The 15,182-nt window shown below is 39.8% G+C and carries 9 protein-coding genes and 2 pseudogenes; 9 read left to right on the plus strand and 2 right to left on the minus strand.

Features of this window, described 5'->3' with window-relative positions:
• Nucleotides 1-6: 6 nt before the first annotated feature.
• The gene (locus ACFIMX_RS04910) at nt 7-282 is read right to left on the minus strand and encodes a DUF4164 domain-containing protein (RefSeq protein WP_375617852.1); all 276 of its coding nucleotides are present in this window, start codon (nt 280-282) and stop codon (nt 7-9) included.
• A gap of 334 nt (nt 283-616) precedes the next feature.
• Between ACFIMX_RS04910 and tkt the strand changes: the two genes are divergently transcribed.
• The 4 genes from tkt (at nt 617) to ACFIMX_RS04930 (ending at nt 6,655) form a co-directional block, all read left to right on the plus strand.
• On the plus strand, nt 617-2,623 hold the full coding sequence (tkt, locus tag ACFIMX_RS04915; RefSeq protein ID WP_375694103.1) for a transketolase: 2,007 nt from the start codon (nt 617-619) through the stop codon (nt 2,621-2,623).
• A gap of 179 nt (nt 2,624-2,802) precedes the next feature.
• On the plus strand, nt 2,803-3,810 hold the full coding sequence (gene gap / locus ACFIMX_RS04920; protein ID WP_375694104.1) for a type I glyceraldehyde-3-phosphate dehydrogenase: 1,008 nt from the start codon (nt 2,803-2,805) through the stop codon (nt 3,808-3,810).
• 511 nt (nt 3,811-4,321) lie between these two features.
• The gene (locus ACFIMX_RS04925) at nt 4,322-5,515 is read left to right on the plus strand and encodes a phosphoglycerate kinase (protein ID WP_375694150.1); all 1,194 of its coding nucleotides are present in this window, start codon (nt 4,322-4,324) and stop codon (nt 5,513-5,515) included.
• Between the two features lie 108 nt (nt 5,516-5,623).
• Nucleotides 5,624-6,655, plus strand: a complete 1,032-nt coding sequence (locus ACFIMX_RS04930) for a class I fructose-bisphosphate aldolase (protein WP_375694105.1) — start codon at nt 5,624-5,626, stop codon at nt 6,653-6,655.
• A gap of 3,010 nt (nt 6,656-9,665) precedes the next feature.
• Here ACFIMX_RS04930 and ACFIMX_RS04935 read toward each other — a convergent pair.
• On the minus strand, nt 9,666-11,456 hold the full coding sequence (locus tag ACFIMX_RS04935) for an ABC transporter transmembrane domain-containing protein (RefSeq protein WP_375694106.1): 1,791 nt from the start codon (nt 11,454-11,456) through the stop codon (nt 9,666-9,668).
• A gap of 186 nt (nt 11,457-11,642) precedes the next feature.
• On the opposite strand from ACFIMX_RS04935, the gene rpmE reads away from it, so the two are divergent.
• The 5 genes and pseudogenes from rpmE to ACFIMX_RS04960 all read left to right on the plus strand — a co-directional run bounded on the left by rpmE (nt 11,643) and on the right by ACFIMX_RS04960 (nt 14,923).
• Nucleotides 11,643-11,864, plus strand: a complete 222-nt coding sequence (gene rpmE / locus ACFIMX_RS04940) for a 50S ribosomal protein L31 (protein ID WP_005774581.1) — start codon at nt 11,643-11,645, stop codon at nt 11,862-11,864.
• Between the two features lie 256 nt (nt 11,865-12,120).
• A pseudogene (locus ACFIMX_RS04945) lies at nt 12,121-12,300 on the plus strand (ABC transporter); the annotation flags it as partial.
• A 263-nt stretch (nt 12,301-12,563) separates the two neighbouring features.
• Nucleotides 12,564-12,814 (plus strand): annotated as a pseudogene (locus ACFIMX_RS04950) (ABC transporter); the annotation flags it as partial.
• A gap of 946 nt (nt 12,815-13,760) precedes the next feature.
• Complete coding sequence (locus ACFIMX_RS04955; protein WP_375617858.1) at nt 13,761-14,381, plus strand: hypothetical protein; 621 nt, start codon at nt 13,761-13,763, stop codon at nt 14,379-14,381.
• 101 nt (nt 14,382-14,482) lie between these two features.
• Entirely contained in the window at nt 14,483-14,923 is a 441-nt protein-coding gene (locus ACFIMX_RS04960) for a hypothetical protein (RefSeq protein ID WP_375640368.1), read from the plus strand.
• Nucleotides 14,924-15,182 lie beyond the last annotated feature (259 nt).

Raw genomic sequence — 15,182 nt, forward strand, 5'->3', positions numbered from 1 at the left:
AAACCTTTATCTATCAATGACAACACGAATTGTTTCCATTGCTTTAATAAGACGTTTGGAAACTTCTTTGTTTACGGACTCTAAGCGTTCAATTTGGGCTTCAGCTTTGTCAAGCGCTTGGGCAAGATGGCTGCGGTCAGCATTCATTCGTTGGATTTCTTCTTCCCATTCGTTATTTTTATTAATAACGGCATTGCGGTTTATTATGGTAATCTCTAAAGTTCTAAGTGCCTTTTCTAGGTGCTCTAAAGCATCTTGTAGAACTGTAGTCTCTTGGTTCATTGCCTTTATCCTTTGGGTAATTGTATCCTTTATCAATGTGTTATGCAAAAACGAATCACTTTCACTCTTGTGTTGTGTGCATTTTATTTTTAAGTATGTAGGATATTTTAGCAAGCAAAGCAGGGGATAGATATAAATTAAAAGCTGGATTTTTTGCGCGTATTGGCATAAATGACATGGATATACAGAACGCGTGAGGGGAATGTTATTAATATTATTGAAGTGGTGGCAAAAAGTCTCACGCTAATGGTTAGAAAATAGTATTTCTTGAGAATTTTAAGAGAATACGGAAAAAGCAACAGAATAACGTATTTAACGAAATGGTCGATTATTCATGACAAACACCCACCAACAGAATCAGATGGCCAATGCTATCCGTTTTCTTGCTATTGATGCGATTGAAAAAGCAAATTCTGGTCATCCGGGCTTGCCAATGGGAGCAGCCGATATTGCTACGGTTCTTTACACAAAATTTCTTGCTCACGACCCCAAAAAACCTCGCTGGCCTAACCGTGATCGTTTTGTGTTATCAGCAGGACATGGGTCTATGTTGCTTTATGCTCTCTTGTATCTTTCTGGTTATGAAGATATTGGCATTGAAGATCTCAAAAATTTTCGCCAATTAGGAGCAAAGCTTGCCGGGCATCCAGAATATGGGCATGTGGCAGGAATCGAAACAACGACTGGTCCTCTTGGACAAGGGTTGGCTAATGCCGTGGGGATGGCTCTTGGAGAGCGTTTGCAAAATGCCCGTTTTGGTGATCTTATCAACCATTACACTTATGCGTTGGTGGGCGATGGATGCCTTATGGAAGGGATATCTCAAGAAGCACTTTCCCTTGCTGGTCATTTGAAACTCAATAAGCTTATTGTATTGTGGGACGATAATAATATTTCTATCGATGGAGAGATTTCCCTTGCTGACAGTACAGATCAGATTGCGCGTTTTAAGGCATCTGGTTGGGAGACACATAAAGTCAATGGGCATGATCAAGCAGCAATTGCGCGGGCTATTGAGGCGGCACAAAACTCCGATAAACCAACTTTGATTGCTTGTAAAACAACAATTGGTTTTGGAGCACCCAATAAAGCGGGTACCAATAAAGTTCATGGAGCTCCTTTGGGCGCACGAGAAATCACTGAAACCCGTATCGCGTTAGGGTGGGATGCTGAGCCTTTCGTTATTCCAGCCGATATTCTTGATAATTGGCGCTTGGCTAGTCTCAATGCTGCTAAAAAACGCCAAAAATGGGAAGAAAAATTTGCTGATCTTCCTGTTTCAGAGCGTGTGGAGTTCGAAAGATTGATGCGGGGCGATCTCGTGGGCGGATTTGATGGTGCTATTGATACTTATAAACAAAAACTCGTTGGAGAGCGCCCTGTTGTTGCTACGCGTAAAGCTTCGGAAATGGCTCTTGAAGTGATTAATGAAGTCGTTACTGAAACTATTGGTGGTTCGGCTGATTTAACCGGATCTAATAATACAAAAAGCAGCCAGATGAAAAGTATCTCTGCTGAAGATTTTTCAGGGCGCTATCTGCATTATGGAATTCGCGAACATGTAATGGGAGCTGTGATGAATGGTCTTGCCCTTTATGGCGGCTTTATTCCTTATGGGGGAACCTTTTTATGCTTTTCTGACTATATGCGTCCTGCTATGCGTTTGTCTTCTCTCATGGGGTTGCGGGTGATTTATGTCATGACTCATGATTCTATTGGTCTTGGTGAGGATGGTCCGACCCATCAACCCGTGGAGCATTTGGCTTGCCTGCGTGCAATGCCTAATCATTTTGTGTTCCGTCCTGCCGATGCTATGGAGACAGTCGAGTGTTGGCAATTGGCTTTGAAAGCACGCGGGACACCTTCTACCTTGGCTTTAAGTAGACAAAATCTACCGCTTTTGCGTCAGGAATATGAAGAAGAAAATCTCTGTATGCTTGGTGCTTATGAATTCCTAACAGCTAGCGATGATGCACAAGTGACGCTGTTTGCTTCTGGTTCAGAATTGCAAATTGCAGTGGAGGCACATGCGGTATTAGAAGAAAAAGGCATCCCAACGCGTGTGGTTTCTGTGCCTTGTTTTGAACTTTTTTCTCAACAATCTCTCTCCTATCAGTGTGCTCTCATTGGAGATGCACCGATTAAAGTTGCCATTGAGGCTGCCGTCGCCCAAGGATGGGACCGTTTTATTGGCTGTGATGGTGTGTTTATTGGTATGGAGGGCTTTGGGGCAAGTGGAACAATTGATGCCCTTTATGCGCATTTTGGTATTACTTGGGAAAATGTCGTTGCCACCGTTGAAAAAGAACTGGAAAAGATCAAAGAAGAAAAGACAAAGTGACAGCTTGTGTTGTCATGAATGGGGTGGTTTTAGGGCATCATATTTTGTGCATTATTGTGGATAAGTGAGTGAGTGATCAAGATATTGACAATGTGGGAATTAATGATTTGGGATTGGTGAAATACCCATTTATTGTGTTTTAAATGTTGTGCTTAAAAAATTATGAGGAAACATGTGAAATGACAGTTCGTGTTGCAATTAATGGGTTTGGTCGTATTGGTCGCAATATTTTACGTGCACTTGTGGAAAGTGGACGACAAGATATTGAAGTGGTTGCAATTAATGATTTGGGATCGGTGGAAACAAATGCCCATTTATTACGCTATGATTCAGTTCATGGGCGTTTTCCTGGTATCGTTAAGGTGATAGGGGATGCTATTGATGTGGGAGGTAGTTTAATAAAGGTATGCGCAGAGCGTGATCCTGCTCAATTGCCTTGGAAAGATTTGGATATCGATATTGCTTTGGAATGTACGGGTATTTTTACTGCGCGTGATAAAGCAAGTGCTCATTTAGATGCGGGGGCAAAGCGTGTTCTTATTTCTGCGCCTTCTGAAGGAGCAGATCTTACGGTCGTCTATGGGGTTAATCATCAATCTTTAAGCAGCGAGCATCGCGTTGTTTCAAATGCTTCTTGTACAACCAATTGTTTGGCGCCTGTTGCACAAGTTTTACACAACACAGTGGGCATTGAAAAGGGCTTTATGACAACAATCCATTCTTATACGGGTGATCAACCTGTGTTGGATACAATGCATCGGGACCTTTATCGTGCACGTGCGGCAGCTCTTTCTATGATTCCTACCTCAACAGGAGCAGCGAAAGCTGTGGGATTGGTCTTGCCAGAATTAAAGGGGCTGCTTGACGGTGTGTCGATTCGTGTTCCGACCCCTAATGTTTCTGTGGTTGATTTGACATTTATCGCTAAGCGTTCCACAACAATCGAAGAAATTAATACAGCTATTGCTGCTGCTGCACAAGGTTCTTTGAAGGGTGTTTTGGACACTACAGAAGAGAAACTCGTGAGTTGTGATTTTAATCATAATCCTCATTCAGCTATTTTCCACAATGATCAAACCAAAGTGATTGATGGTAAGCTCTGTCGCGTTCTGGTTTGGTATGATAATGAATGGGGCTTTTCTAACCGTATGAGTGATACGGCAGTGGCTTTTGCTAAGACAATATAAGAGGACCCTGAGGTCCTCTTTTTATAGGGAAAAGTCTCATTTTTATGCAATTTTGAGAAAAACAGATAGAGGCTGTTGTTCTCATGCGCTAGAGAGAAGAGGCTATTGAAACATTGATGATGTGTTTTGTTTTAATACTGGGTCAATACGTGCTTTTAAAAGATGAATGAAAGAGTAAACTTTGAAAAAGTAAGATCTGAACGAGATACCTTTTGAGAAAATGTTAGGAAACAGGAGATGTAAACTCTTTTGCCTAGAAGTAAAAGGAAGCTTTAATAGAGATCAAATTGAGCCAATGCATTTGTTTGCCACAATGGAATATGAAGATTAAGAGCAATGGTGGGCTTTTGTACATTTGACGATAAAAGCTTTGGCTTTTCAAACAAAGGGTGAGAGATAGGCTGTCGTGGATCTCTTGTAAAAGCAAAGAGGGGATAAGTGGAAAGAAAAGTGGGCAGGGTTGTTGGATGCGTTTTTATTTGAAACAATGGAAAGTGAAGAGGAAGCAGTGATGGGGTTTCGTACACTTGATGATGTTGATGTCACTGGAAAACGTGTTCTTGTGCGGGTGGATTTTAATGTGCCAATGGCGCAGGGTAAGGTCTGTGATACGACACGCTTAGAGCGGCATAAAGAGACACTCGTTGAGCTGCAAAAGTGTGGTGCTAAACTTATTCTGCTTTCTCATTGTGGTCGCCCCAAAGGAAAGGTAGAGCAAGAGTTTTCACTCCGTCCTGTTGTGCAAGTGCTGGAAAAGATCATTAATCAGTCGGTTGCTTTTGCTCCTGACTGTATCGGTTCGGCGGTGCAGGTTGCAGTTGAGTCATTACAAAATGGTGGTGTTTTACTGCTTGAAAATGTTCGTTTTTATGCTGGTGAAGAAAAGAATGATTGTTCTTTTGCAGAAGCGTTGGCTCATAATGGAGATCTCTATGTTAATGATGCTTTTTCAGTTTCTCATCGTGCCCATGCTTCGGTGGAGGGAATAACGCATTTGTTGCCTTCTTATGCAGGACGCTCTTTGCAAGGTGAATTGCAGGCATTAGAAAAAGGACTTGGCAATCCAGCACGTCCTGTGGTTGCCCTTGTGGGAGGAGCAAAGGTTTCTAGTAAGCTTTTTGTGCTCAATCATTTGGTGGAAAAAGTTGACTCCTTAATTATTGGAGGGGGGATGGCTAACAGTTTTTTAGCTGCGCAAGGTGTGTCTGTTGGTAAGTCACTGTGTGAACATGCGCTGATGGACACGATAAAAAAAATCATCAAAAAAGCGCAAGAGTGTCAATGTACCCTTCTGCTTCCTCAGGATGCTGTCGTTGGATTTCGCTTTGAAAAAGATGCACCGCATCGTCTTTATGACATTGAAGATATTCCACAAGATGGCATGATATTGGATATTGGGACACGCTCTATTGCGCATATCAATGCTGCGATAGATGAAGCTGTTACTCTTGTGTGGAATGGACCCCTTGGTGTTTTTGAAATGTCTCCTTTTGATAAGGGGACCATTGCCGTTGCACGCCATGCAGCAGAACGTAGTTTGACGGGAAAGTTGGTTTCAATTGCGGGAGGGGGCGATACGGTTTTTGCCCTTAATCATGCCGGTGTTGCCAATGATTTTACTTATCTTTCGACTGCTGGAGGGGCTTTTTTGGAATGGATGGAAGGAAAGACCCTTCCTGGTATTTTTGCCCTTATGCAGGCTTAAAGGGCTTCTTTGAAGGGGAAGGTTAAAGAAAAACTATACGGTCGTGTAGAGTGTTTTGATAGTGTTGCGCATTTTTAGAAATTAAGACAAAATAAAGAGGACTTTTTTATGAATGAACGGCTTGAAGATATTGCACTTGCTTTGGTGCATGCGGGTAAAGGTATTTTGGCGGCAGATGAAAGTACGGCGACCATTGGAAAGCGTTTTGAAAGCATTGGTGTTGAATCCAATGAAGATAAGCGCCGTGCTTATCGTGAAATGCTTTTTAGTACAAAAGAAGCGATGGAAAACGCCATCTCTGGGGTTATTTTATTTGATGAAACCATTCGGCAAAAAGCATCAACTGGGAAAATGTTGACGGATCTTATTCGGGATTCAGGCGCTTTGCCAGGGATTAAAGTTGATACCGGTGCAAAACCCTTGGCTGCTTTTCCCCAAGAGACAATTACCGAAGGGTTGGATGGTCTTCGTGAGCGGCTAAAAGACTATTATGCTTTGGGAGCACGTTTTGCTAAATGGCGTGCGGTAATTGCTATTGATGAACACACTTTGCCAACAAGAGGCGCCATAAGACAAAATGCACAAGCTCTTGCGCGCTATGCTGCCTTATGTCAGGAGTTCAATATTGTGCCCATTGTTGAGCCGGAAGTGTTGATGGATGGACCATCGTGTGGGCATTCAATTACACGCTGCTTTGAGGTGACACGCACTGTTTTGCAGGCTGTCTTTAAAGAATTGTTTGAAGCTCGTGTTCTTTTGGAGGGGATGATTTTAAAGCCCAATATGGTGATTGATGGAAAGGATGCTCGCAAGGCTTCTGTTGAAGAAGTTGCTGAAAAGACCGTCCAAGTGCTTAAACAGACTGTTCCTGCCGCTGTTCCCGGAATTGCTTTTCTTTCTGGAGGGCAGTCTGATCAGGAAGCAACGGCGCATTTATCTGCTATGAATTCTTTGGGCGTATTGCCTTGGAAATTGACCTTTTCCTATGGGCGAGCACTGCAAGCAGCTGCCTTAAAAGCATGGGCAGGAAAAGATGAAAATATTGCTGTTGCACAGAAGGCATTTCGTCATCGGGCTTGGATGAACCATCTTGCGGCTTTGGGACAATGGACAAAAGAACAAGAAAAAGCGTGCGCTTGAAGGACAAGCTCTGTTTTTAAATGCGGAGAGATTTTTCATGTTTCTGCGTGATTTTTTGCGCCTTCATCATGATAAGAATGGCGGGGGCATTTTAGGCTTGAAAGCTTTCTCAGAGAGTTTTTTCCTTGGACCTTTTAAAAGTCTTTAATGGGTGCTATCGAGAGATAAGATTGCGGGAGAGGTGCAATTTCGAGAAGGGGAGATAACGCTAGGAAATTTGTGAATGCACAGCACTTTAGTATGGTGTCGTTCATGGGTGGGCACTTACTTCTTGAGTGAAAATCATAAAGCTCATACTGTATTGAAGAGTTTGATATTGTGATATTTTCTCTTTTTCATGTTATCATTACTTGTCATCAGCAGAATTTATTTGATTGCAGTTTCAAAGGTGGATTAAGCGGGTAGATTAGAGAGTTGCGATTTCTGAGCGGATTGGAATACAGCTTATGAAGCTTTTCTGCGTCAGGATAGCTTCCTCTTCAATGGGGGTAGTTTTCTATTGGCGAACGAATTGAATAACTCTTGCGAAAGAAAATAGATTTGCACCTCAATAAAACACCTATTTTTCGTTAAAATGGATAAATTTTTCTTGTATTTTTTGATGATATAATTAAAAGTAACTAACTTTATAGCATCTTGTCTTAAAACGGGGGGAGTTGTGGACAGTATATCTTCTAAGAATACAAGCATCAAAAGAAAAAATTGATACGCAGAACAGAGCTTTTCTGCAATTATGATGCGAAAATTGTGCAATATGGTGCGTGGGGTATTCGAAGGGATCTTTACAGTATTTACTTTCATAATTTTTCTTATCCTGTTCCGAATACGTGGACCGGTTCATGCCATACTAAGCTTCTTTTCGGGTACGAGTGGATTAGCGTGCTTTTTCTTTTTTGTCGGATACTACTTACAACGCCGCGAAGCAACAGCAGATGAAGCCGGTATATCGCTCACATTAATCTTAGCAATTGGTGAAGGCGTTTTTTCTATTTGCTGCATTATGCTGCGTGGGGTTACGCGCTCTCTTGTTCCGTTTAGCACCTCCAGGGTATGTTCTTATTCTCCCTGAATAAATAGAGTGCAATTCGTTTGCATACAAATCAAAATGAGAGGCTGTCTGCCTCTCAAATTCTTAATAATCGCTCTCCAAAATAATGACATCAGACCCGTGTTTAATGAATGGACTAACAAGCTTTGGGTCCTTAAGCCTCAAGGCAACCCTTTACAAGTTGCGTCTAACGGCATCCTTGACCTTAAGACACCCAAACGGCTTATTTTGTTTTTATCATGTATGATATAAGGGGAAAGCTTCTCATCGTGCCTAAATGGTAACTTATCGTGTGTTAAATGGAAAAATGAGAAAAAGCATCTTTATGCAATATAATCCAATTATAATTTTTTTTTGATTTAAGCATAAAAGACTTAAAGTCTTCTACAAGACTGATACAATAAAGGGGGAGGTTGCCTATATTGAGCAACTAAGTCGTATTTTAGGTGCTCTTGATATAGCTATATCACCAAATGGTTTTGAAGACTTATCCTTTTAGCTCTATTCACTAAAAGGTTATTTTGAGGGGGGTGGCTAATGAATGTAAAGGAAAATTAGCACGTAATATTTGGCTTTGCTGGTATAGATGCTGAATGAGTTAATTATCTAGAGGATCACTGAAGAGAGAGCGCTAAAAAATGATGAAAATCCTCCGTACTTCGGTGAATTCGTGGTTGAAGATATAATCGTAAAACTTGACTTATCTGTTCCTGAAACAGCTGAATGGTTTGAAATGGTTAGGGTGTCCGTTCTGCATACACTTAGCCCACTATACAAAAAATTATGATTTAGTGCAAGCTTTTAAACATAAATACCCTAAAGATATATCTTCTTTGTATATGTTCTTATCATCGTTAATGTGCCTTCTTAAAGCATGACAGGGGGTGCTATAAAATTGAGAGCTGTAAAATATATGGGGCTTGGAGGGGGTGAGAAGATGGTGTTCAATCGAAGTACTCTATCCTTATTTTTATGGGCTATGCCTGAAAGAGAGAGCTGGAGAGACAATTTATGAGCAAAGAGAACGGTGTTTTGAGGTTGCATGTCTGCAAGAGCAGAACAGTGATCGTGGTGATATTTACAAACAATAAATTTGATAAAATTTTACAATTTTGCCAAAAGCCAGTTTATTATAAAAGTTGTTGCTCATGTGCTCTCACACAAAAGTTATAAGAAGCCCAAAAGTGCTAAAAAAGTCTTTGCTCTTTTTCAATAAGACGGATCTGCAAACAATATTCAAAAAGTGTTCGTGTTTTTGAAAGAGCATAAAAGGATACTCTTGCAATAGAGAAGCGTATTTGTGAATTACAATTTGTCATGATTTTCGGCAAACACTATTATTTATAGTGGTGAGAGAGGGCATGGAAAGTTTTTCATATTCAGTTTTTTTAAGAGTGTGGTCAGTCTTTAGGGTAGTGCTTGCGTCCCTAGAACCTATCAAGTGAGCCGCATAAGGGCTTCAGCAAGCGAGCACCATTATACTCTTTGCTAGCGTATACTCTTTTGTCAGCGCCCCAATGTTTTGACAGCCCTTAGAACGTAAAGGGGAAAGAGAGGTATTTTATTCCTTTCTTGTACTGTTTCACTCCACACGCCAACTCTGCTTGTGATGTGCAAGCCAAGAGATTTTGTTTGACTTACTATGAGGGTTTGACATGAGAAAATCCTATGGTATTTATGATCTTTCATGAAAAACAATGAATTATCCTTATAAATCACCGTTATGGCGCTGTTATGAAGAGAACTCCTTGCTCATCTTAATAGTCCATAGAGATTAACTTGGTATCATTTTACATTCTGTACACAGAAGTATCTTTATAAAAAGGCTCTATCTTGCGCAGAAAAAAGAAAAACATCTCAATGCTTGCTTTTCTTTTTTCCATGAGAGATTTAAATTGATAAGCCTGTCTGAAAAGAGTGCTGTTTATGCCCTTAAAGATACGGCTCTTGTATCATGATCACTTACTCAGGTGAAAATTGGAGTTTTGCGAGGTAAGCGTAAACGCCATTTTTTGCCACAAGTTCAGCATGGGTTCCTTCTTCCACAAGATTCCCTTTATCCATCACCAGAATACGATCTGCTTTTAAAATTGTTGCTAAACGATGTGCAATGACCAAGGTTGTACGATTTTGCATCAATCCTTCTAAAGCGTCTTGCACAAACTTTTCACTGTTTGCATCCAAAGCCGATGTTGCTTCATCAAGCAGCAAGAGGGGTGCATTTCTTAAAATTGCCCGCGCAATACCAATGCGTTGTTTTTGTCCCCCAGAAAGCATGGTACCGCGTTCTCCTACTTGCGTATTCAAGCCATCTGGTAAAGCTTGAATAAATTCAAGTGCATTAGCCGCTTTAGCGGCAACAAGGATTTCCTCTTCATGGGTATTTTCAGTTCCAAAAATAATATTATCACGCAATGTTCCATCAAAAATGGCGACATCTTGTGGAACATAGGAAATTGCACTGCGTAAATCTTGTAAAGAAAGGCGATTAATTTCCATGCCATCCAACCGAATTGTTCCACTTATTGGATCATAAAAACGAAGGATCAAAGAAAAAATGCTGCTTTTTCCTGCTCCGGAAGCTCCAACAAAAGCAACCGTTTCGCCTGCTTTTACAGAAAAGGAAAGTGAGCGTAAAACCTTCTCTTGTGGTCTAGAAGGATAGGTAAAATCAACCTGATCAAAAACAAGTTCACCTCGAACAGGTTGCTCTAATGATAAAGCATTTTTAGGAGCTACAATAGTAGGTTGTTCTTGTAACAATTCGGCAAGCCGTTCAGCAGCGCCTGCTGCTTGGATTAATTCTGCTCCCAGTTCCGATAATTGCGCAAAAGTAGAAGCTCCAAAAACCGCATAAAGGACAAATTGCCCTAAGGTTCCCCCTGTCATTGTTCCATTCAAAACATCACGCGATCCAATCCATAAAACAGCAACCACACTGCTAAAAACCAAAAAAATTGCAAACCCCGTAAAAAAGGAGCGCAGGATCACAGAAGCACGTGCTGTTTGAAAAGCACGTTCTATCAATTGTGAAAAACGTGTTGTAACGAGTTTTTCTGCAGTAAAAGCTTGCACAGTGCGAATAGCACTGACCTGTTCTGTAGCAACAGCATTGGCATCTGCGAGACGATCTTGCGCCGCACGCGTACGAGAGCGAACTTTACGCCCAAAAACCACCAAGGGAATGGCCACAACAGGAATAGCAGCTAAAACCAACAAAGACAATTTAGCATTGGTGATCACCATCATTACGACGGCTCCGATCACGATAATCAGCTGACGCAATGCGGTAGAGGCGGTAGAGCCCACAGCTAATTTTATTTGTGTGGTATCTGTTAGAAGCCTTGAAACAATCTCTCCTGAATGTGACCGATCAAAAAAAGCAGGAGAAAGTTTCATAATATGGACAAACACATCACGCCGTAAATCGGCAACAATCCGTTCTCCTAAGGTGATAACACAGTAATAACGGGCTGCTGAAGCAAATGCGAGAAACAAGGCTAAGATAAACAAAATTCCAAAGTAAAAATTAATATGTCCATGGCTTGAAGTAGAAAACCCATGATCAAACATTTGGCGGATAGCCACAGGCAAAGCTAATGTGACAAGAGCAGCAACAGATAATGCTAGAAAAGCAAAGATAAACAACCAACGATAGCGCAAAAGATAAGGAAAAAAAATTGCAAGCGAAGAGAATGAAGATTTCTTAGGGGAAGACTTTGTCGATTTTTCTGAACGATAACGTAATGTCATAAAATTTTGCTCACTGTATTGGATTTGTAACACTTGATACAATGATGTATCTTGAACACTTGTTTTTTGATGCGTGCTCAGTTATAGGAATAAATACTTTAATCAATGTATCAAAAAGACAAAGGAAGTGCACTTAAAAAAACAAGCAAGTGCTATTTCATTCTATAAACGCAAAAGGTTTGACGCATGAAAGCGAATATTCACCCCAACTATCATAAAATTACCGTTGTTATGACGGATGGAACCCAATATACGACGCGCTCTACTTGGGGAAAAGAAGGCGATACTCTTAATCTAGATATTGATCCAAGAACGCATCCGGCATGGACAGGTGGCTCCCAAACACTCGTAGATCGCGGTGGTCGTCTTTCTAAATTCAAAAATCGCTTTGGTAATATTGGCATGTAAAAGCCTCCTTTTTATGGGGTACAAAGGTTTTAAACAAATCGATTGCAAATGGATGGATTTTTTATCCTATCAAAGAGTGCACTTTAAATATTAATTCAAAAACGCATCCGACATAAACAGATGGGTCTTAAACACTTATAAATCATTGTGGTTGCGTTTTTTAAATTCAAAAATCATTTTGAAATATACGCATAAATCCTTTCTTCCCTAGAGTATAAAGACTTGAAATAAAATAATTGCAAACTTTTCTTCTTTTTTTGGAACTGAACATATCCATGGAGAGGAAGTATTTTCCGCTTCTAAAGCTGCCAATGCATTTGAATTTATTCACGCTTTACCAGATGGCTTGGATACGCAAGTAGGGGAACGTGGTACCATGCTTTCTGGGGGGCAAAAACAACGCATTGGTATTGCACTGGCGATTTTAAGAAATGCATCCTTCTTGTTGCAAGCCGGCACCGTCATTATATTTGCCAACTCGTGGATGTTGCTACAGCCCTTGGCATTTGAGACGATTTATTATAGGCATTTTAAGTTCTTTCTTAATAGTTTTTTATTCACGCGAGCTCTCCCCACTTGTAAAGTGCAAAAGGCATGGTTTTGGTTGCTTCACCATGGAACATGGTTTGAAATGAGAGAATCCTACAGTATTCGGGATACTCATTCAACATACAAAACAATGAATTATTATAAATCAAAATGTTGCTACTTGATGAAATAACATTTGCTTTAGATGCAAACAGTGAAAAGTTGGTGCAAGATATCTTAGAAGGATTGATACAAAATCCTAAATCCTGGTCATTGCACATCGTTTGGCAACAATTTTAAAAGCTGATCGTATTCTCGTGATGGATAAAGGCGCTTTTGTGGAAGAAGGAACCCATGCTGAACTTGTGGCAAAAAATGGCGTTTACGCTTACCTCGCAAAACTCCAATTTTCACCTGAGTAAGTGATCATGATACAAGAGCCGTATCTTTAAGGGCATAAACAGCACTCTTTTCAGACAGGCTTATTAATTTGAAACTCTCATGGAAAAAAGAAAGGCAAGCATTGAGATGTTTTTCTTTTTTAATGGGCTGTTCTTTTTTTTGCCTGAGATGAAGTATTTTTATAAAGACACTTCTGTGTACAGAATATAAAATAATACCCAGTTAAATCGCTATGGACTATTAAGATGAGCAAGGAGTTCTCTTCATAACAGCACTGTCACGTTGATTTATAAGGATAATTCATTGTTTTGCATGTTGGATGAGAGCTTCTAAAATTATAAATTTTCTTATTTCAAACCTATGTATGGTGAACCAATAAAATCATGTCTCTTACATATATCAAGCGGGGAAGTCTGTATGGTGTAAAACACTTGAGAAAGAACAATGTTTCTTATGAATCCTCTCAAGTTTTAAGGGCTGTAGCAATATTAGAGGGTGGCAAAATGTGTGATGGTGCCGGCTTATGGAAAAAGAGCCGATAAATGGGCTGAGAGATGTTTTTTTATCGATTTTACAAAACAGAGCTAAGAGGGCACGCAGCCATGTTTTGCTGTGTTAAGATTTTTAGTATTTTTTCCCATATTTCATAGATCATGCATTGTGAGGTTTTAAAAGGCTTTTCTTTAAAGCGTATAAAACACAATAGCAGTATAATAAAATACAAATCGTTTGCATTTATCAATACAGCTATCTATATTTTGTATACTAATTTTGTTAAAACATAATATGTAGTATCCCGTGAATCGCATATACATATAATGACACAATACCGAGAAGTCGATGGGAAGGTTGCACAAACAAAAAGAGGGAAATAATGGATGAAGAAATAAAAGAGGTAATTGATAATCCGATAAAAGAAGAAACTAATAACTCCCGAATGATAGTCACCATCAAGTTCATTTTTAAATGGGCGGTGAAGATTGTAGGATTCATCTTTATGCTTGTATACACCTTGAAGCAGCTGTGGTTTTTGGGGGATTTTCAAAGGAGGCTTTTTTAATTGTAGCAATGGTAATAGTGCTTTGTGGGGTGGCTGTAATGCTGGCATTTGTAAATTATCGTAACAAGCAATTAACTGAACAATTTGAACAGAAAGTTCGAGGGTGCGAGATATATGAAAAGATTATTGCAGAAGGGGAACAAAGGCTTTTTGAAAAAACGCAAAAAATATCAAAGGAGTGGGTTGAGCAATGGGATGAGGGAGTAAGGCAATGGGAAAGGGATATACTAGAGATAAAAAATTCTAGAGCAGGCATGAAAGCTCACGGGAACAGACCTTCATTGGTAAAGAATATTTGTGCGCAAGGGGAGAGAGAATTGTCTTTATTGTATAAGGAGGCACTCGAAACAGAACTGACTGATGAGCAGATTGAAAAAATATATAATCTTTTGAATAAAACACTTTTTGAGCAATATTATGTAAAAGCAGGGAAATTCATGGAAGAGAATGGAATTTCTCTGAAAGGATTTGTTAATACTCATACGAATAAAGAATATTATAAACCTACAATGTTATTGCTTCATTGATTGTTGTACGTTCTTGATGATGTGATTATAGCTGAATGCAAACAGCAAAAAGAAAAACTATCTAAAAAGAAGAATGAAAAGCAAAAATTTGCAGATACTTTGTGGGACAATATATCTATAATCCCAGACATAAAGAGATAGAGAAAATGTTAGAGCACAGGAATTTTTTGTCTGATCAATGTGCACCGTTACTATGTTGTAAAAAGGATGTGCTGTTGTTATTGTGTGATATTTCCGATGGTTATAAAAAGGCGAGAGAGACTTTTATTTACTATAAGAAGCTCATTAAAACAGTAAAAAAGGGCTATATGGCTTTTGATAAGGGGTGCTCTTATACCATAGTTAAAGATACAATCAATACGTGTAAAGATAATGATGCAAGTATGGGACCAGATTCTTCCATTGTTGAAGGGACTCTAACGTTTAAAAAGGCTTACGCATCAGGTGCTAGAAGATGGTTGAAATCATCAAATGAGAAATGTGATAATCGGTTGATTTTTGGGGAGCAGCTCGTTGGAATAGGAGATTCACAAAAAAATTAAAGATTATCTTTGATGAGGAGAAGGTAAATGTCCTAGAAGAGGTAGTTAAAGATAATCAAGAACAGTTAAAGAGGGAAATGCAGGCGGCGATTTTTGAGAAAAAGGATTTTTGTTACTACAAATCTCGTGCGAATTTCATCGGCATTTTGGATAACGATTAAATGAAGGGGGAGGGTGGAGTGCGGTGGATTTGCTGAAATTTCTGTTGCTATGCAGTGGTAAAAACTCTTGAGAGGCATAGTGACAGTTCTTATGGGAG

It is taken from the genome of Bartonella sp. AD24XZML (assembly GCF_042196485.1).
Lineage (GTDB): Bacteria > Pseudomonadota > Alphaproteobacteria > Rhizobiales > Rhizobiaceae > Bartonella.

Bases quoted from the DNA above. Each gene is read 5' to 3' on its own strand.
- ACFIMX_RS04910 (WP_375617852.1), bottom strand. From the start codon at position 282: ATGAACCAAGAGACTACAGTTCTACAAGATGCTTTAGAGCACCTAGAA.
- tkt (WP_375694103.1), top strand. From the start codon at position 617: ATGACAAACACCCACCAACAGAATCAGATGGCCAATGCTATCCGTTTT.
- gap (WP_375694104.1), top strand. From the start codon at position 2,803: ATGACAGTTCGTGTTGCAATTAATGGGTTTGGTCGTATTGGTCGCAAT.
- ACFIMX_RS04925 (WP_375694150.1), top strand. From the start codon at position 4,322: ATGGGGTTTCGTACACTTGATGATGTTGATGTCACTGGAAAACGTGTT.
- ACFIMX_RS04930 (WP_375694105.1), top strand. From the start codon at position 5,624: ATGAATGAACGGCTTGAAGATATTGCACTTGCTTTGGTGCATGCGGGT.
- ACFIMX_RS04935 (WP_375694106.1), bottom strand. From the start codon at position 11,456: ATGACATTACGTTATCGTTCAGAAAAATCGACAAAGTCTTCCCCTAAG.
- rpmE (WP_005774581.1), top strand. From the start codon at position 11,643: ATGAAAGCGAATATTCACCCCAACTATCATAAAATTACCGTTGTTATG.
- ACFIMX_RS04955 (WP_375617858.1), top strand. From the start codon at position 13,761: ATGGGCGGTGAAGATTGTAGGATTCATCTTTATGCTTGTATACACCTT.